The organism is Janthinobacterium aestuarii (assembly GCF_051380835.1).
GTDB lineage: Bacteria > Pseudomonadota > Gammaproteobacteria > Burkholderiales > Burkholderiaceae_D > Janthinobacterium > Janthinobacterium aestuarii.
Genome location: NZ_JBNYXU010000004.1, coordinates 1 through 16,903, shown reverse-complemented (window position 1 = coordinate 16,903; position 16,903 = coordinate 1). Strand labels below are relative to the sequence as shown.

The following is a 16,903-nucleotide window of genomic DNA, read 5'->3' as shown; positions in this document are numbered from 1 at the left end:
CACGCCCGACGCAAAGGCCCACCGGGCCAAGCGAGCCTGAAAAATGTCGAGGGCAAGGCGCAGCGACGCAGACAGTACGCAAGTACGGCAAGGAAGCTGCAACGCCGCCATCGGTATTTTCTCAGGCCCGCGTCTCCGGCCCGCCATTCTTAAAACTGATCAAAACTTACGCGACACGCTCAATTTCGCATTCCTCCCCACGCCGGTAACCGCTTCGCTCAAATAAGGCATGTAATTGCGGTTGAAGACGTTATCAACCGTCAGCCGCACTTCCGTGCCGCGCCACATGCCTTGCCGGCCATTCCACGACGCAAACACGGTATGCAGCGCATAGCCTTTCGATGGCGGCAGGCGGTACACATTCCCCACCGGCAAGACGCGCTCCTGCTTCGCCACGAAGCGGCCCTGCCAGCCGATGCTGGCCCCAAGATCGGGCATGCGCCAGCCCAGGCCCGCCATCAATTTATCGGGCGCGATAGTCGACACGGGTTCGTCCTGGCCCCACGGGTCGCGCTGGGAACCGGTGCGCGTGCCGCGCTGCTTCGACAGCGAAGCGCTGGCAAACAGGCGCGGCGAATTGTAATAGGACTCGACCTCCACGCCCTGCGTGCGGAAACCGGCCAGGTTGCGGTAGGACGACAGGGCCGGCGGCACCTGGCCCGATCCCGGCACATAGCCTTCGATCAGGATGCCCAGGCGCGGGCCGATATTGTCGCTGACGCGGTTCTGGTACGCCGTCAGGCGCAGCTGCACGTCGTCGCGCTCCATGAACACGTTCTGCCGGTGCAGCATGACGCCCGTGCGCACGGCCGTCACGCGCTCGACGGCCAAGTCGCGACTGGTACCCGGCGTCGATGAACCCTGCCTGGCCGATACGTAGTATTCATTCGAATACATCTCGTCGATCGTCGGCGCGCGCCAGGTGCGGCTCAAGTCGCCGAACAAGGCCAGCGTGCTGGATGCCTTCCAGAACAGGCCCAGGCGCGGCGACCAGTCTTCGTGCGCCTTTTCGCTGAAGTCGTGGCCGGCCGCCGCCAGCGGGCTGTTGTAGCGCGACGCCTTGTTCGGCACACCCTCGGAAACGATGCGGTCATGGCGCAGGGCCGCCGTCACCGTCACGTCGCCATACGTCATCGCATCCTGCAGATACAGGCCCGTGGTTTCCTGGCGCCCGGCCGGCATGTAGTAGGGCTGGAAGTAGCCATAGTTGTAGCTGGGGTCCTTCAGCGCCGTCGACGACGGGTAGTACATCAGAGTGTCGCGCACGTTCTTGTGCCATTGCAGACCCGTCAGCAGCACGTGCGACACGGCGCCCGTCGTAAATACGCTTTCGTTGCGCACCTCGGCGATGCGGTCCACGTACGAGGCCCAGCTTTCATTGCCCAGTGACCCCAGGTAGGAACCGAGCGAAGCGGAGGGCAGGCGCTTGTCATGCTGGTCCGTGTGCGAATAGCCGGCGCTGGCCGTCAGCTTGATCCATCGATTATTTTGCGGCGCGTACTGCCACTTCACGGAATACGTATCGTCGTCCTGGTCGCGGTACACGGCCTTGCGCTGCCACGCCTCTTCCAGTCCGTATTTTTTGATTTCCGCCTCGGTCGGCGTGGGCACGTCCTCGCCCATGGCGGCGAACGGGCCCCAGCCCGAGCTGCCGCTCTTCATCGCCGTCAGGGTCAAGAGCTGCTCCGGCGTCAGCCGGATATTCAGCTTGGCCAGGCTCGATGGCGCGTCGATGGCGGAAAAGCGGAATGGCTTGCCATCGGGCTTGCGCAAGTCGTCTGACTTGCGCTGCGTCGTGAAGGCCATCGCGTCGAAGCGGCCGTCTTCCGTGCGGCCGTAGACGGCCAAGGTGGCGTCGTTTTCTCCATTGTTCGAATGGCGCGAGTACTTGAGCATGGCGCCCGCTTTCTCGCCGCTTTCCAACAAGTCTTGCGCATCCTTGGTCTCGACCGTGATGACGCCGCCGAAGCCGCCATTGCCATACAAGCTCGTATGCGCGCCCTTGTTCACTTCGATCTGCTTGATCAGTTCCGGCTCGATGAAGATGGAACCCTGGCGGTATTTCTCGAAGCCCTTGGGCACGCCATCGAGGATGACTTTCACGTCCTGCACTTTATTGAAGCCCCAGATATTGAGGCTCTGGCCGCTGGGACGGGCCGTGCCGGCCAGGTCCACGCCGGGCAAGGTGTCGAGCAGGGACGCGACATTGTCGGCCTGCTGGCGTTCGATGTCGGCGCTGTTGATATACGAGCGCCCGGCCGTGCCGGCGCTGATGGCGTCGCCGAACACGCTGATGGCCGGCATCTGCACGGCATCAGCCTTCTCGGCCTTGTCGGCCATCGCCGCCGCCCACGCGTGGCCGTGCGCGCCACCCAATGCCAGCGCCAGCGCGGCGGCCAGCGGGGTCAATCGTTGTTTGCTGCTGCTCTTCATCGCTATCCTTGCCTGGGTTTGCTTGCTGCTCGATGCTTGTGGAATGAAAAAATGCAAGGGCAGAGGGCAGCGGTGCACGATCAAGCGGCGGCGTTGAAGGAAGCGTTGCGGCGGAACTCTGCCCGCGCGGACACGCCGCCGGCGCATGGCCGGGGGCGCACTGCAGTCACCGGGATAAGTTGCCTTAGTGAAATGCGGAACACATCATATACTGGATGCGAATGATTCGCAATACGATTTAATGGCCAGCTATTCCGGATAGCCGGTGATGTCGGCGATCTCGCGGTACAGGGGCTGCAGCCGCGCATACATCTTGCGGTACACGCGCCGGTACAACTGTTCGTAGATCTTGCGGTGCTCGGGATGGGGCTGGAATACCTTGCCCTTGCGCGTCATCGCCCGCACGGCGGCGGGGAAATCCGCATGCCAGCCCAGGCCCACGCCAGCGGCGATGGCCGCGCCCAGGCCAGAACTTTCATACACGTGGGCGCGCGCGGCTGGCAAGCCGAAGATGTCGGCCGTCAGCTGCATGGCGGCGTCGCTTTGCGAACCGCCGCCCGCGATGCGCAGCTCCGTGATGGCGATGCCGCTGCGCCGCTCGATGCGCTCCTTGCCTTCGCGCAGCGCATACGCGAGGCCTTCGAGGATGGCGCGGTAGATGTGCGCGCGCGTGTGCACGTCGCCAAAGCCGATCATGGCGCCCTTCGCTTCCGGCCCTGGCACCTTGATGCCGGGGCTCCAGTACGGCTGCAGCATCAGGCCCATGGAGCCGGGCGGCACGGCGTCGACCAGGCGGTCGAACAGCGCCTCGGCGGACAAGCCCGTGCCGTCTTCGGCCGCTGCCGCCCGTTCGCGGTCGCCGAACTGCTCCTTGAACCAGTTGACCATCCAGTAGCCGCGGAATATCTGCACTTCCGTGCTGTAGGCGCCCGGCATGGCGGCCGGATACGGCGGAATGAAGCGCGTCACTTCCACGTAGTTGCGGTTGGTCGTATTGATGGTGGCCGTGGTGCCGTAGCTCAGACAGGCAACGTGCGGTTCGACGCATCCGGCGCCCAGCACTTCGCAGGCCTTGTCCGCGGCGGCCGCCAGCAAGGGCGTGCCTTCCAAAATGCCCGTCGCGGCGGCGGCCGATGCCGTGATGGCGCCCATGCGCGTGCCCGGCGTCACCAGCTCGGGCAGCATGGACGGCTTGATCGCCAGCGCCTGCCACTTCCAGTCGAAGCGCCCGGCCCACGCGTGACGCTTGTAGTCGAACGGGATGTACGCCACTTGCGAGCCCGTCGAATCGATGTATTTTCCGCAGAGGCGGTGGTTCAAAAAGCCCGACAGCAGCAGGAATTTGTGCGTGCGGCGCCAGACGTCGGGCTGATGCACGCTGATCCAGTTGATCTCGGCCTCGCGGCGAAAATAGGCGATCGTGCCATCGAGGCGCGTGGCGCGGAAGGTGGCGCGCCACCATGGCGCCAACTGGGGGATGTCGCGCGTGCTGCGCTGGTCCAGCCAGGTGATGGCAGGCCGCAAGGGCTGCCCCTCTTCATCCACGTTGACGACCGTGCCGCGCTGCGTCGTCACGGCCACGCCGGCTACCAAGGATTTACTGATGTCCGTGCTGCGCCACAGCTGCTGGCACGCTGCGCACACGGCTTGCCAGTAGCCGTCGGCGTCATGCTCGGCCCAGCCGGGGTGATCGGAATAGTACGCTTCGAGGAACACTTGCGCCTTCGCCGCCAGATTGCCATCCCGGTCGAACAGCAGCGCGCGCACGCTTTGCGTGCCATTGTCGATGGCGAGAATGTACGGCCCGGAGCCGGCTGCGCTGGCCATGGCCTCAGCCCAGTCTGGCCAGCGCGGCGCGCAGCGCCCGCAGCAGCGCTTGCGGATCTTTTTCCGGCCGGGCGCTGAAGACAGGCGCCTCCCAGTCCTGGCCCCGCACTGCCACCACGCGCAAGCGTCCCTGTTCGTTCCACGCCGGATACCAGCCCACGTCGACGATGTCGCCATTCGCGCACGTGATTTGCAGCAGGTCTTCGCCCAGGTCGTCCACGAGGGTGTCCACGCTCTGGCGCAAGTCCAGCGGCGACAGGCTGTCGTAGGTGATGCGCGCGTCGCCCAGTTCCAGGGGCTGGCCAAACAGGATGGTCTCGATGATGCTCTCCTTTTTTTATCGTTGCTTTTATCGTTTATTCATTCGCCTTGCGGCACGCTGTAATGGCGGCGCCACAGGGCCAGGTAGCGCTGCTGCTCTTCTTCCCAGCGCGCGTCGTCCCAGCCCAGTTCACGCTGGCAGATGGCGCGCAGGCGCGGCATGATAGCAAGCCCACCGCCGGCCAGCTGCAAACCGAGGCGCGTGCGCCGCAGCAGCAAGTCGTCCAGGTGCTGCACGTCTTCCATGCGCGCGCCCCAGCGCAGCTGCGCCCACAGGGTCTGCGTGCCGGGAATCGGCGCCAGCTCGCCATCGTGCGCCGCATCGCACAGCGCTTGCGCCCCCGCGCCATGACGGCCCAGCAGCCGTTCGCGCTGCTCGCCATCGAGTACCAGGGCCTTGCCCGACAAGGGCGGCGTCGTGTCGAAAATCGGCAAGGGGCGCAAATCCGCCTGCCAGCCCGGCAGCAGCGGCGCGGCGCGGCGCAATGCGTCGAGGGCGATCACGCGAAACGTCGTCAGCTTGCCGCCCGCCACCGTCAGCAAGCCGTTTTCCAGCCATAGCGCATGTTCGCGCGCTTCCTTCGACGGGTCAAGCTGGCCGCTGCCGATCACGGGACGCACGCCGGCAAACGTGGCCAGCACGTCGCCCTCGCCCAGCGCCAGCCGCGGGAACTGCCACTGCAAGGCGGCCAGCAGATACGCAAGTTCGCCGCGCGTGATGGCCGGCTCCAGGTCCAGGCTGGCGGCGTGGTCGACATCGGTGGTGCCCACCAGCGTCACGCCCTCCCACGGATACGCAAACACGGGGCGGCCGTCGCGCGGGTGCATCAGGCTGACGGCTTGCGCCAGCGGCAAACGCCAGGCGGGCAGCAGCAAATGGCTGCCGCGCAGGGGCCGCAGTTTCGGCGTTTCTCCCACTTGCCCGCGCAAGGCGTCGGCCCAGGCGCCCGTGGCGCTGATCACCAGGCGCGCACGCACGGTGAATGCCCTGCCATCGAGCGCATCGTTCAAGGTGGCGCCGGCGACCTTGCCACCGTCGCGCAGCAAGGACGCTACGCCCAGGTAATTGACGGCCACGCCGCCATGGCGGCGCGCTTCCTGCAGCACGCGCAGCACCAGGCGAGCGTCGTCCGTCTTGGCATCCTGGTACAGCATGCCGCCCTGCAGGCCGTCGCGCCGGATGTGCGGCGCCAGCATGGCAAAATCCGCCGCATCGACATAGCGGCGCGTGCGCCGGCCCGCCATCACGTCGTAGATGGCCAGCCCCAGCATGAACTGGCGCCGCCCCGGCTTCCTGCCCGTATAGTCGCCAAAGGCAAATCCTTGCGGCTCGACCAGCCCCGCCGCATCCGTCAGCAAGGCTACCCGCTCGTGCACCGACTCGCGCGTCAGCGCGAACTGGCCCTGTTTCAGGTAGCGCAAGCCGCCATGCACGAGCTTTGATGAACGGCTCGACGTGCCCCAGGCGAAATCGTGCTGCTCCACCAGCAGCGCCGTCAAACCGCGCCGCGCCGCTTCCAGCAAGATGCCGGCGCCCGTGATGCCGCCGCCGACGATCAGCACGTCCCACTCGCGCGCCAGGATGCCGGGCAAATCCTCCCTGTTCACAATCCGCTTCCCGCGTCAGGCAGCAGTTTGCCCGGGTTCATCATGCCCTGCGGGTCGAACTGCCGGAGCAGCGCGCGCATGGCGGCGATGCCCAGCTCGCCCTTTTCCGCCGCCAGCCACGGCGTGTGGTCCGTGCCCACGCCGTGCTGGTGGCTGATGGTGCCGCCGTTGGCGACGATGGCGGCGCCGGCCGCGTCTTTCAGGGCACGCCAGCGCGCCATGTTTTCTTCAAAGGTGGACGCCAGCCGGTAGACATAGGTCGTGTAGACGCTGGCGCCCTGCGCATACACGTGCGACAGATGCGTGTACGCGTGCACCTGCTCGCCATGCGCGGCCAGCGCATTGGCGCCCGCCTGCTCGAGCGCCGCCATCATCGGGGCCACGCGGGGCCAGTCGACGGCCGTTTCCACCGTGTCGATCACATAGCCATGCTCCCACGCGCCGTTGCGCAGGTAGACGTTGCGAAAACGCCCCTGCTTCCATTTGTCGCCCATGTGGCGTCCCACGTGCACGCCCCCATGCCGCCGCGCCAGCGCCAGGGCACCGCGCAGGGCCGCGCGCGCGGGGCCGGCTTCTCCGCTGACGCCCAGCATCAGCATGCACTTGCCGTCGCCGCAGCCGCGCAGCGACAAATAACGTTCCAGCAGTCCCACCAGTTTCTTGTGCCCGGCCAGGGTCAGCATGGTTTGCGTTTCCAGGGCGTTCGACAGGCGCAGCATGCACAGGGGCAGGCGCGACTGGGCCAGCGCCCGCACGGCCGCCTGCGCCTGGCCCCAGTCCGCAAAGAACACGGCATGGAATGCTTCGTAGGGCGGCAGCGGCGAGACGCGCACCGTCGCCTGTGTCAGGATGCCCAGCCGCCCTTCGGAGCCGAGCACCATTTCGCGCAGGTCGATGCCGGCCGCCGAAGCGGGAAACGTGGGGATGCGCAAGGTGCCGGCCGGCGTTTCCACTTCGCCGCCCGCGAACAGCTGCTCGATGCGGCCGTAGCGCAACGATTGCTGGCCCGACGAACGCGTGGCGATCCAGCCGCCCAGGGTCGAATACTCGAACGACTGCGGATAGTGGCCCAGCGTGTAGCCATGCGCGCGCAGTTGCGCTTCCAGGTCGGGACCATACACGCCGGCGCCGAACGTGGCCAGCTGCGCTTCGCGGTCCAGGTGGCCCAGCGCGCACAGGCGCGCGAGGCTGACCGACAGCACGGGGCGCGGTCCCGCCGCCACCGTCAAATGTCCGGCCACGCTGGTGCCGCCACCGTGCGGGATGACGGCCACGCAGGCCTGGCGCGCATACGCGAGCAGCTGGCGCACCTGCAGCGCGCTGTCGGGAAAGGCCACGCCATCGGGCACCGCGCCGATGCGGCCATGGCGCAACTTGAACCAGTCGGGCAGGCTTTGGCCGAGCGCATGGCGCACGCGCGTGGCAGGCGTGGTGTCGATCAGCGGATGCGGCGCCAGGCGCGAAGCCGGTACTTGCGCGCAGGCGTCGTCGAAGGTGGCATCGACGATGCCGCTGCCCGGCCCCAGGCGCTCACGCAGAAACGCCAGCGCGTCCCCGCTCAGCGCATACGTGATGCCCTCGTCTCCCCAGCCATTCCAGCGTTGCATCGACATCCCCTGTATTCGGCCAGTTGCGCGCCACGGCGGCTTGCTATACTGTTCTTGCCTGATTTTCTTGCTAGATCAATAGCATATGCCGCCACAGACGAAGGGTATTGGTTTTTCATGACAATCGCATTGTTCCATCATGCCAAGCACTGAAGGCCGGGTCGCCGGCGCCTATCTGCTGCCGCTGCTCGAAGCGGCCGGCGCGAACGGCATCGCAGCAGCCACCCTGGCGCAGGCGGCCGGCGTGGCGCCGCACAGCCTGGAAGCGTCCGTACCCAACCTTGCCGCGCGCGACTACGTGCGCCTGCTCGATGCGGGTGCGCTGCTGGCGGGCGATGCGCATTTCGGCCTGCACGTGGGCCAGCGGGTGCGCATGGGCACGTACAGCGCGTATGGCTTGATACTGCTCAGCTGCAGCAACGTGGGCCAGGCGCTGGAACAGACGGCCCGCTATGAACGCCTGGCGCACGACCTGGGCCAGTCGGCCCTGCAGCGCGATGGCGCCGTCGCGCATTACCGCTGGGCCAGCAACTACCCGGGCGCCAGCCGGCATTTGGTTGACAGCGTCTTTGCCGGCATTCGCGTCTGCGGCGACTGGCTGGCGGGCATGCCGCTGCCACCGGCCCGGCTGGCGTTCACCCATGATGGCGGCGGCGAGCTGCTGCGCCACGCGGCGCACCGCGACGAATACGTGCGCGTGCTGGGCAGCCTGCCCGCCTTTGGCGCGGACGCCAACACGGCCACCTTCGACGCGCAATTGCTGGACTGGCCCGTGCCGAACGCCGACGTCAGCCTCTACCCCGTGCTGTGCCAGCATGCGGAACAATTGCTGGCGCAGCGCGAGGCTGAAACGGACACTGGCGGCGCCATCGACGCGCAAGTGCACGCGGCCATCGTGGCAGGCTTGCGCCAGGGCTCGGCGCGGCTGGCCACTGTAGCCGCCGCCCTCGCCGTGACGCCGCGCACCTTGCAGCGCAAGCTGGCCGACGCGGGCACCAGCTTCCAGGCCCTGCTGGACCAGGCCAGGTACGGCCTGGCACGCGACTATCTGCGCGAGCCCCATTTATCGCTGGTCGACATCGCCTTCCTGCTCGGCTACCAGGAACAAAGCGCGTTCAATCACGCGTTTCGCACCTGGGCGGGCACCAATCCCGGCGCCTGGCGGCTACAGGAAATCCTTGACAGGCAGCAAGCCCCATAGACGTGCGCGGGGCATGCAGACCCCGTTTTCTCGCTATACTGGCAAAGTCAAATTTTCCACGATCACTCCAACCCGCAATGCAAAGGATTAATATGCAACTCAAAGACAAAGTCGCACTGATTACCGGCGCCGCCAGTGGCATCGGCAAGGAAATGGCCATCGAATACGCAAAACAGGGCGCCAAGGTCATCATCGCCGACCTGGTCCTGGAAGCGGCCAGCAAGACGGCCGAGGAAATCAAGCAATCGGGCGGCCAGGCGTTTGCCGTCGCCATGGATGTCTCGAGCGAAGAACAGGTTGACAAGGGCGTGGCCGATGCCGTGGCCCACTTCGGCGGCATCGATATCCTGATCAGCAATGCGGGCATCCAGATCATCAGCCCCGTCGTCGACTATCCGTTCGATCAATGGAAAAAGATGCTGGCCATTCATATGGACGGCGCCTTCCTCACCACGCGCGCCTGCATGCGCGAAATGATCAAGGCGGGCCGCGGCGGCGCCATCATCTACATGGGTTCCGTGCACTCGCACGAAGGCTCGCCGTTCAAGAGCGCCTACGTGGCCGCCAAGCACGGCTTGCTGGGCCTGGCCAAGGTGGTGGCCAAGGAAGGCGCGAAAGACGGCATCCGCGCCAACGTCATCTGCCCGGGCTTCGTGCGCACGCCGCTGGTCGACAAGCAAATCCCCGAACAGGCGGCCCAGCTGAACATCAGCGAGGAAGACGTGATCAAGAAAGTGATGCTGAAAGACACCATCGACGGCGAATTCACCACCACGCAAGACGTGGCGCAAACGGCCGTCTTCCTGGCGGCGTTCCCGTCGACGGCACTGAGCGGCCAATCGATTGTGGTCAGCCACGGCTGGCATATGCAGTAAACACGTAGCGTCTCCGGCAGGCGGCGCCGTCCGCCTGCATCACCGCATCTGAAGGTTCCCAATTGCAAGACAACACTTACCGCCACCCAAACGCGGGCTGGCCGGGGCGGCTCTTTGCCGCGCTCGCCAATTGCACGCGCTTAGCCAAGGTGCGCCAGGCCGTCATGTCGCGCCTGCCCTTCCTCACTTTGCACAGCGACGTGCGCGACGTCGTCTACGTGAGCTGGCTGGTCGACGCAGAGGCCGCACAGCGGCTGCTGCCTGCGGGCGTGACCCTGTGGCAACGCGGCGGCAAGACGCCATTCACGGTGCTGACCTACCGCCACGGGCATTTCGGCCCGGCCCTGCTCGGTCCCTTGCGCAAGCTGCTGCCATCTCCGCTGCAAAGCAACTGGCGCTTGTACCTGGACCACACGCCAGCGGGCGCGCCGGCCGTGCCCTGCGTGTATTTTCTGAAAAACATCATGGACAGCTTGCCGCACGCGCTGGGCACCCGGCTGTTCAGCGACATCTTGCCGACGCACCTGGCCGCCGGCATGACGCATGAGGTGACGGCCACACAGGCCCGCTGCAACATTGCCAGCGGCGCCGGCAGCGCCCCGCTGCTCGACGTGCAGGCGGACATTACGGCGGTGCATGGCCTCGATGCAGACTGGCAGCAACTGTTCGGCAACTGGCGCGACGCCGTCGCCTTTCTCGCCTGCCAGGATGCGGCCATCGCCCACGTGCCGCGCAACGGCAAGCTCGTCTTTGGCGAAATCGACTTGCCCGTCGATGTGGGTCAAGTGCAAGCGCTGACGACCTTGCGTGCCGACTGCGGCTTGCTGGGGCAGTTGCCGCCCCTGTCAGCACCATTTGCCTTTCTCGTGCCCGAGGTTGCCTTCAAGGCGCTGTCAGAGCGCCTGCTGTAGCGCGGCGGCACTCGGGTGGGCGTACAGGCGCGGCCTGGCCGCCGCGCCGCCGTTCCAGCTTGAACAGGGCCATCGCCTGCTCCAGCTGCAGGGTCTGGTCTTGCAGCGACGCCGAGGCGGCCGCCGATTCCTCGACCAGCGCCGCGTTCTGCTGCGTCACTTCATCCATCTGCGTGACGGCCATGTTGACCTGGCCGATGCCGTGGCTTTGCTCGCGCGAAGCCGAGGCGATCTCTTCCATGATGCCGTGCACGCCCTGCACGGCGCCCAGCATCTCGGCGCTGCTGGCGCCCGCCTGCTGCGCCAGCTTCGCGCCCGCCTGCACCTGCTCCAGCGATGCCGTGATCAATTGCTTGATTTCCGTGGCGGCGGCCGCGCTGCGGTGCGCCAAGCTGCGCACTTCACCCGCCACGACGGCAAAGCCGCGTCCCTGGTCGCCCGCGCGCGCCGCTTCCACGGCCGCGTTCAAGGCGAGGATATTCGTCTGGAAGGCGATGCCTTCGATAATGCCCGTAATGTCGCCGATCTTCTTCGATGAAGCGTTAATGTCCGCCATCATGCTCACCATCTGGCCGACGAGTTCGCCGCCGCGCCCGGCCAGGCCGTGGACCTTGCCCGCCATGTCGCTCGCCTGCACGGCGTTGCCGCTGTTTTGCTGCACCGTGGCCGCCAGCTGCTCCATGCTCGACGCCGTCTGCTGCAGGGCCGACGCCTGCGCTTCCGTGCGGCCCGACAAGTCCATATTGCCGGCGGCGATTTCCTGGCTGGCCATGCTGATGCGCAGGAAATTGCCGCGCACGTCGCCGACGATGGAATGCAAATTCACGCGCAGCTGGCGCAGCGAGCGCAGCAGCTGCCCCATTTCGTCGCGCCGCGTGGTGTCGAGCTCGCCCGTCAGGTCGCCGCCCGCCATCACGTCGCAGGCCTGGCGCGCCTGCTGCAACGGTTGCAGCACGGCACGGTGCAAGCTGTGCCAGAAATACAGGGTCGCACCCAAGGCCAGCACGGACAGGTCCGTCAGCCAGCCGCCCGCGCCGGCCGGCAGCACGCCCGCATTCCACGCCAGCTGCAGCAGCAATACCAGGCTCAGCAAGCCCAGATTGCAGCCGATGCGCTTGCCCAGCGGCAGGTCGCGCAAGCTCGCCAGCCTGGTCAGCCAGCCCGTGCGCACGGCAGCGCCCTGGCTGATGACGATGCCATCGGCCTGCCCCGCCCTGATGCGCGCGTACAGGGCGGACGCCTGCGCCACCTGCTGGCGCGTCGGCTTGGTGCGCACGGACATGTAGCCGACGCCCACGCCATCTTCCACCACGGGCGTGACGTTCGCCAGCACCCAGTAGTAATCGCCATTCTTGCAGCGGTTTTTCACCATGCCGCTCCACGAGCGCCCCGAGCGGATGGTGGCCCAGAAATCGGCGAACGCCTCGACCGGCATGTCCGGATGCCGGAGGATGTTTTGCGGTGCACCGATCAATTCTTCCGCGCTGTAACCGCTAACGGCGATGAAATACGGGTTGGCATAGGTGATATTGCCTTGCAAGTCGGTAGTCGAGACGATGGTCTCGCTATCGCTCAAATTGATTTCGGTATCGCTGACGGGAAGATTGAGTCGCATGGTCGGATCCTTGGCTGTCGCCCTTGCTGGCACGGGGGAACGGTCAAATGCGGCACGGCAGCAAGCCGGCTGCAATCTGCACCGATACATTAATTTTAATATTTAATTATTAATTTAAATCGGCAATTTTCACGGAGGAGATTGCCTTGTGGATCTGCAAATATTGCAGGCGGCGGCGTGGCCGCGGGGAATGGCAGGAATGATGCCGGAACAGCCTGGCTGTCCCGGCGGAAAAACGTTTAACGGGGCACGTAGCGCCAGTTGCCGCTCTCGAGCATGAACGTCAGTTCCGTCTTGATGGCTTCAGGACGGCTCGGCACGCTCAATTCCGTATCGCACACGAGGTAGCCCGTCTTGCGCTTGACGTCGCATTCGCTGACGGACTTGACCTGCATGGTGCTTTGCGCTTCCTGCATCTGCACGTCCTTGGCCGCTTCCGGATTGCGCGCCACTTCTTCCTTGGCCCACGCGCGTATCATCGCTTGCGCCTCGGCCGGCGACGGCCCCGCGAACTTGGCGTTCTTGCGCTCGACGCCGACCCAGGTTCCGCCCTCGTTACGCAGGGGCAGCACATTAAAACCATCGCGCATGCCGGCGCTCATGCCCACCAGGCACACCACTTCGCCCGGCACTTCCTGCGAGTCCTGGCAGCCGGCCAGGCTGGTGACCTTGATGACGAACGGCATGCTCGACTGCGTCTTCGCTTGTGTCTTGGCCACGCCTGCCTGCACGGCGGCGTGGATTTGCTCGAGCGTGGGCATGGTGGCGGCATGGGCCGGCAGGGCGGCGAACAGAGCCGCGGTCAGGGCGATGGAAGTCAGGCGCATGAGTATCAAAAGTAGTGATCAAAGGCCGGCAGTCTAGCACTTTGCATAAAAACAGCTGTTTCTATAGGGAATTATCCACGACATCGGGCGCGAGAAAGGCCCCGCCCGCGTCCGCCTGTCCGCGCAGGCGCAAGCCGATGGCCCGCAACATTTCGACCAATTCGCGCAGACGCAAGCCTTCGTCCGTCAGCCGGTATTCCACCTTGACGGGCACTTCCGCGTAAATCGTGCGCGTCAGCAAGCCCGCCTCTTCCAGCGCGCGCAAGTCCAGGGTCAGCATGCGCTGCGAGATATTCGGCACGGCGCGGCGGATTTCACTGAAGCGCTTCGGCCCCGCCATCAGATAGCTGAGCAGCACCACTCGCCAGCGCCCGCCCAGCAAGCGCATGGCCTCTTCCACGGCGCAGCCGGAGACATTATCTTTCATGGTTCGCTTCCCACTTGGTATAAAAAATGTATCTATACCACATTATTCTGCCTTCTTCCAAATAGTAACCATCGCGATTAGACTGCCCTTCCCTCATCCAACTTGGAGTCTTGACTTGGAAACCACCCTGATCTACAGCGTGCCGTTCGGCTGCTCGTTTGCCGCCATCGCCGCCCTCGAATGGAGCGGCTTGCCGTATCGTTTGGCCCGCGTGGAAGCGCGCGACCCGGCCAGCAAGCAGCATCCGGCCTTTCTCGCCATCAATCCCCTGAGCCAGACGCCGGCCCTGCTCACGCACGCGGGCACGCCGCTGCTGGAAAGCATGGCGATCCTGCTGCACCTGGCCGCCCGCGCGCCAGGCAGCAGCCTGGGCTTTGCGCAAGGCACGCCAGACTACGACCGCCTGAACAGCGTGCTGTCCTTTTTGCACACGACGTTTCACGCGGCCTTCATGCCCGCCTTCCAGGCCGCGCGCGCGGCACCGGACGATGCGCGCGTGGCCGTCTGGCGCGAGATGGCCGTCGAGAAGGTGAACAAAAGCCTGGCCCACCTGGAGCGCCTGCTCGATGGCCGCACTTGGCTGGCATCGGACACGGCGCCCACCATCGCCGACGCCTACCTGGCCGCCACGGCGCGATGGACCGAACCGCTGCAGCTGGCCAGCCTGGCCGATTATCCGAACACGGCACGCCTGCTGGCCGCGCTGGAACAAGACCCCGGCATCCGCTTTGCCCACGCCATCGAAGACGGCTTGCCGGCCACCAGCCGCGGCGGTTTCCTGGGCCACGTGGCGCTCGACCAACTGGCAGCAAAGGCCGGCTAACCGGCGGTCAACTCCCGCAGCAGGCGCGTCTTTATTGCTATGATGTCGGGCTGCCGGCGGTACAGCCGGCCACGTCAATACCATATCGATAACGTCGCAATATAAAACGGGAGTTTGAATGAGTTTACGTCTGCTGCTCTTGGGAGCATTCAGTGCCGCCATGGCCACCACTGCCGCCGTGCCGGCATTGGCCGCGCCGCGCGGTTTCACCGTGGAAGACATGGTGGCCATGGAACGCGTGGGCAGCCCCGTGCTGTCGCCGGACGCCACACGCGTCGTCTACACGGTGCGCACCACCAACCTGGACAAGAACCGTGGCAACACGCAGCTGTGGATGATCGACCTGCGCGCGCCGAACGCGGCGCCGCGCCAGCTCACGCGCGGCGATGCCAGCGCCAGCGATCCGCAATGGTCGCCGAACGGCGACGCCATCTTCTTCTTGTCCGGCCGTTCCGGGTCCTCGCAAGTATGGCAGCTGCCCCTGAACGGCGGCGAAGCGGCCAAGGTCACCGACCTGGCGCTGGACGTCGACACCTACCGCTTGTCGCCGCAGGGCGACCGCCTGGCCTTCAGCATGGGCGTCTTCCTCGATTGCGCGGATCTCGCCTGCACGAAAAAGCGCCTCGATGAAAAAGCCAAGAACAAGGCGAGCGGCATGGTCTACGACCAGATGTTCGTGCGCCACTGGGATACCTGGGCCGATGGCCGCCGCAACGCGCTGTATTCGGCGCCGATCGATTCGACCGGCAAGGTCAGCGCCGCGCCCGTCAGCCTGAGCGGCACCCTCGACGGCGACGCGCCATCGAAACCGTTCGGCGACAACGGCGAATACCATTTCAGCCCCGACGGCAAGACCGTCGCCTTCTCCGTGCGCGTGGCCGGCCGCACGGAATCGTGGTCGACCAACTTCGACGTCTACACGATTCCCGCCGCCGGCGGCCAGGCGCCGCGCAACCTCACGGCCGACAATCCGGCCTGGGATGCGAAAGCCACCTACTCGCCCGATGGCCGCACCCTCGCTTATGTCGCCATGACCAAGCCGGGCTTCGAAGCGGACCGTTTTCATTTGGTGCTGATGGATGTCGCCACCGGCAAGAAGCGCACCGTGGCCGACGATTGGGACCGTTCCGTGGCCGACTTCCGCTGGACGCCGGACGGCAAGGCTTTCCTTGTCGCCGCCGATGACGTGGGCCAGCACCGTCTGTTCCACATCGATGCTGCCAGCGGCAAGGTCAATGCACTGACGGGCAAAGGCGCCGTGGCCGACTTCGACGTGCGCGGCAACACCATCGTGCTGGCGCAAGCCAACCTGGCATCGGGCGCGCAGCTGTACACGCGCAAACTCGACGCCAAGTCGGAAAACGCGCCGATGGTGCAGTTGACGAAACAGAATGCGGCTGCCCTGGCCGACGTGCGTTTCGGCGAATATGAGCAGTTCTCGTTCGCCGGCGCGAATGGCGAAACCGTCTACGGCCACGTCATGAAACCGTGGAATGCCAAGGCTGGCGAAAAGTATCCTATCGCTTTCCTCGTTCACGGCGGCCCGCAAGGCAGCTTCGGCAACAGCTGGAGCTACCGCTGGAACCCGCAAGTGTATGCGGGCGCCGGCTACGCCACCGTCTTCATCGACTTCCACGGTTCGACCGGCTATGGCCAGAAGTTCACGGACTCCATCAGCGGCGACTGGGGCGGCAAGCCGCTGGTCGACTTGCAGAAGGGCCTGGAAGCGGCCACCAAGAAGTTCCCATGGCTGGACCGCGAGCGCAGCTGCGCGCTGGGCGCGTCGTACGGCGGCTACATGATGAACTGGATCGCCGGTAACTGGCCGGACGGCTTCAAGTGCCTGGTCAACCACGACGGCGTGTTCGACAACCGCGGCATGGCTTACGCGACGGAAGAACTGTGGTTCACGGAATGGGAAAACGGCGGCCCGTACTACGACGCACCGGCCAAGCACGAGCAGTTCAACCCCGTCAACTTCGTGAAAAACTGGAAGACGCCGATGCTGGTGGTCCAGGGCGACCTTGATTTCCGCATCCCGACCGCGCAAGGCCTGGGCACCTTCACGGCGCTGCAGCGCCAGGGCATCCCGAGCAAGCTGCTGGTCTTCCCGGACGAAAACCACTGGGTACTGAAACCGGCCAATTCGCTGCTGTGGCATCACACCGTTTTGGATTGGTTGAATACCTACACGAAGAAATAAGCCCAAGCGAAAGGGCTGGGGTCGGCCCCTCAGGGTCCGCCCCCGGTATTTCGCCTTCAGGGGTTAAAAAAGCCGCGCGCTGCATTTCTGCACCGCGCGGCTTTTTATCATGTAGATACTGTTATCCCCGTCAAGCAGCGTGCAAGGTCGGATCAAATATTTTGCCCGACCTGAGTACGCCGAATGCTACATGCACCAGCTTGCGCATCATGGCGCCGATGATCA

The 16,903-nt window shown here is 65.4% G+C and carries 13 protein-coding genes; 5 read left to right on the top strand and 8 right to left on the bottom strand.

What is annotated here, in order from left to right:
• Window positions 1-159: 159 nt before the first annotated feature.
• The 5 genes from ACQ4WO_RS12395 to ACQ4WO_RS12375 all read right to left on the bottom strand — a co-directional run bounded on the left by ACQ4WO_RS12395 (window position 160) and on the right by ACQ4WO_RS12375 (window position 7,796).
• Entirely contained in the window at window positions 160-2,433 is a 2,274-nt protein-coding gene (locus tag ACQ4WO_RS12395) for a TonB-dependent receptor, heme/hemoglobin family (protein ID WP_436481706.1), read from the bottom strand.
• Between the two features lie 249 nt (window positions 2,434-2,682).
• Entirely contained in the window at window positions 2,683-4,260 is a 1,578-nt protein-coding gene (locus ACQ4WO_RS12390) for an FGGY-family carbohydrate kinase (RefSeq protein ID WP_436481705.1), read from the bottom strand.
• Window positions 4,261-4,264: 4 nt separating this feature from the next.
• Window positions 4,265-4,492 carry a hypothetical protein gene (locus tag ACQ4WO_RS12385; protein WP_436481704.1) on the bottom strand — a complete coding sequence of 76 codons (228 nt, stop codon included), beginning with the start codon at window positions 4,490-4,492 and terminating at the stop codon, window positions 4,265-4,267.
• A gap of 128 nt (window positions 4,493-4,620) precedes the next feature.
• Window positions 4,621-6,189 (bottom strand): glycerol-3-phosphate dehydrogenase/oxidase, encoded by a 1,569-nt coding sequence (locus ACQ4WO_RS12380; protein WP_436481703.1) that lies wholly within the window; start codon window positions 6,187-6,189, stop codon window positions 4,621-4,623.
• Window positions 6,186-7,796, bottom strand: coding sequence for an FAD-binding oxidoreductase (locus ACQ4WO_RS12375; RefSeq protein ID WP_436481701.1), 1,611 nt, complete (start codon window positions 7,794-7,796; stop codon window positions 6,186-6,188). The genes ACQ4WO_RS12380 and ACQ4WO_RS12375 overlap by 4 nt, the downstream gene beginning before the upstream one ends.
• A 139-nt stretch (window positions 7,797-7,935) precedes the next feature.
• Here ACQ4WO_RS12375 and ACQ4WO_RS12370 point away from each other — a divergent pair, with 139 nt between their 5' ends.
• The 3 genes from ACQ4WO_RS12370 to ACQ4WO_RS12360 all read left to right on the top strand — a co-directional run bounded on the left by ACQ4WO_RS12370 (window position 7,936) and on the right by ACQ4WO_RS12360 (window position 10,783).
• The gene (locus ACQ4WO_RS12370; protein ID WP_436481700.1) at window positions 7,936-8,997 is read left to right on the top strand and encodes an AraC family transcriptional regulator; all 1,062 of its coding nucleotides are present in this window, start codon (window positions 7,936-7,938) and stop codon (window positions 8,995-8,997) included.
• A gap of 92 nt (window positions 8,998-9,089) precedes the next feature.
• A complete protein-coding gene (locus ACQ4WO_RS12365; RefSeq protein WP_436481699.1) occupies window positions 9,090-9,872 on the top strand; it encodes a 3-hydroxybutyrate dehydrogenase in 783 nt (260 codons plus the stop codon).
• A gap of 62 nt (window positions 9,873-9,934) precedes the next feature.
• Complete coding sequence (locus tag ACQ4WO_RS12360) at window positions 9,935-10,783, top strand: DUF2071 domain-containing protein (RefSeq protein WP_436481698.1); 849 nt, start codon at window positions 9,935-9,937, stop codon at window positions 10,781-10,783.
• Here ACQ4WO_RS12360 and ACQ4WO_RS12355 read toward each other — a convergent pair.
• The 3 genes from ACQ4WO_RS12355 to ACQ4WO_RS12345 all read right to left on the bottom strand — a co-directional run bounded on the left by ACQ4WO_RS12355 (window position 10,755) and on the right by ACQ4WO_RS12345 (window position 13,652).
• Window positions 10,755-12,398: a methyl-accepting chemotaxis protein gene (locus ACQ4WO_RS12355; protein ID WP_436481697.1), complete on the bottom strand. Its 1,644-nt coding sequence runs from the start codon at window positions 12,396-12,398 to the stop codon at window positions 10,755-10,757. The genes ACQ4WO_RS12360 and ACQ4WO_RS12355 overlap by 29 nt on opposite strands.
• 239 nt (window positions 12,399-12,637) lie before the next feature.
• Window positions 12,638-13,225: a hypothetical protein gene (locus ACQ4WO_RS12350; RefSeq protein ID WP_436481696.1), complete on the bottom strand. Its 588-nt coding sequence runs from the start codon at window positions 13,223-13,225 to the stop codon at window positions 12,638-12,640.
• 61 nt (window positions 13,226-13,286) lie between these two features.
• Window positions 13,287-13,652: a winged helix-turn-helix transcriptional regulator gene (locus ACQ4WO_RS12345; RefSeq protein ID WP_436481695.1), complete on the bottom strand. Its 366-nt coding sequence runs from the start codon at window positions 13,650-13,652 to the stop codon at window positions 13,287-13,289.
• Window positions 13,653-13,767: 115 nt separating this feature from the next.
• Between ACQ4WO_RS12345 and ACQ4WO_RS12340 the strand changes: the two genes are divergently transcribed.
• Both ACQ4WO_RS12340 and ACQ4WO_RS12335 read left to right on the top strand, forming a co-directional pair.
• Window positions 13,768-14,475 (top strand): glutathione S-transferase family protein, encoded by a 708-nt coding sequence (locus tag ACQ4WO_RS12340; protein ID WP_436481694.1) that lies wholly within the window; start codon window positions 13,768-13,770, stop codon window positions 14,473-14,475.
• A gap of 118 nt (window positions 14,476-14,593) precedes the next feature.
• Window positions 14,594-16,678, top strand: a complete 2,085-nt coding sequence (locus ACQ4WO_RS12335) for a S9 family peptidase (protein WP_436481693.1) — start codon at window positions 14,594-14,596, stop codon at window positions 16,676-16,678.
• Window positions 16,679-16,903 lie beyond the last annotated feature (225 nt).

Excerpts from the sequence above, each read along its gene's own strand:
- ACQ4WO_RS12395 (WP_436481706.1), bottom strand. The coding sequence starts at position 2,433 with ATGAAGAGCAGCAGCAAACAACGATTGACCCCGCTGGCCGCCGCGCTG.
- ACQ4WO_RS12390 (WP_436481705.1), bottom strand. The coding sequence starts at position 4,260 with ATGGCCAGCGCAGCCGGCTCCGGGCCGTACATTCTCGCCATCGACAAT.
- ACQ4WO_RS12375 (WP_436481701.1), bottom strand. The coding sequence starts at position 7,796 with ATGCAACGCTGGAATGGCTGGGGAGACGAGGGCATCACGTATGCGCTG.
- ACQ4WO_RS12370 (WP_436481700.1), top strand. The coding sequence starts at position 7,936 with ATGCCAAGCACTGAAGGCCGGGTCGCCGGCGCCTATCTGCTGCCGCTG.
- ACQ4WO_RS12365 (WP_436481699.1), top strand. The coding sequence starts at position 9,090 with ATGCAACTCAAAGACAAAGTCGCACTGATTACCGGCGCCGCCAGTGGC.
- ACQ4WO_RS12355 (WP_436481697.1), bottom strand. The coding sequence starts at position 12,398 with ATGCGACTCAATCTTCCCGTCAGCGATACCGAAATCAATTTGAGCGAT.
- ACQ4WO_RS12350 (WP_436481696.1), bottom strand. The coding sequence starts at position 13,225 with ATGCGCCTGACTTCCATCGCCCTGACCGCGGCTCTGTTCGCCGCCCTG.
- ACQ4WO_RS12345 (WP_436481695.1), bottom strand. The coding sequence starts at position 13,652 with ATGAAAGATAATGTCTCCGGCTGCGCCGTGGAAGAGGCCATGCGCTTG.
- ACQ4WO_RS12335 (WP_436481693.1), top strand. The coding sequence starts at position 14,594 with ATGAGTTTACGTCTGCTGCTCTTGGGAGCATTCAGTGCCGCCATGGCC.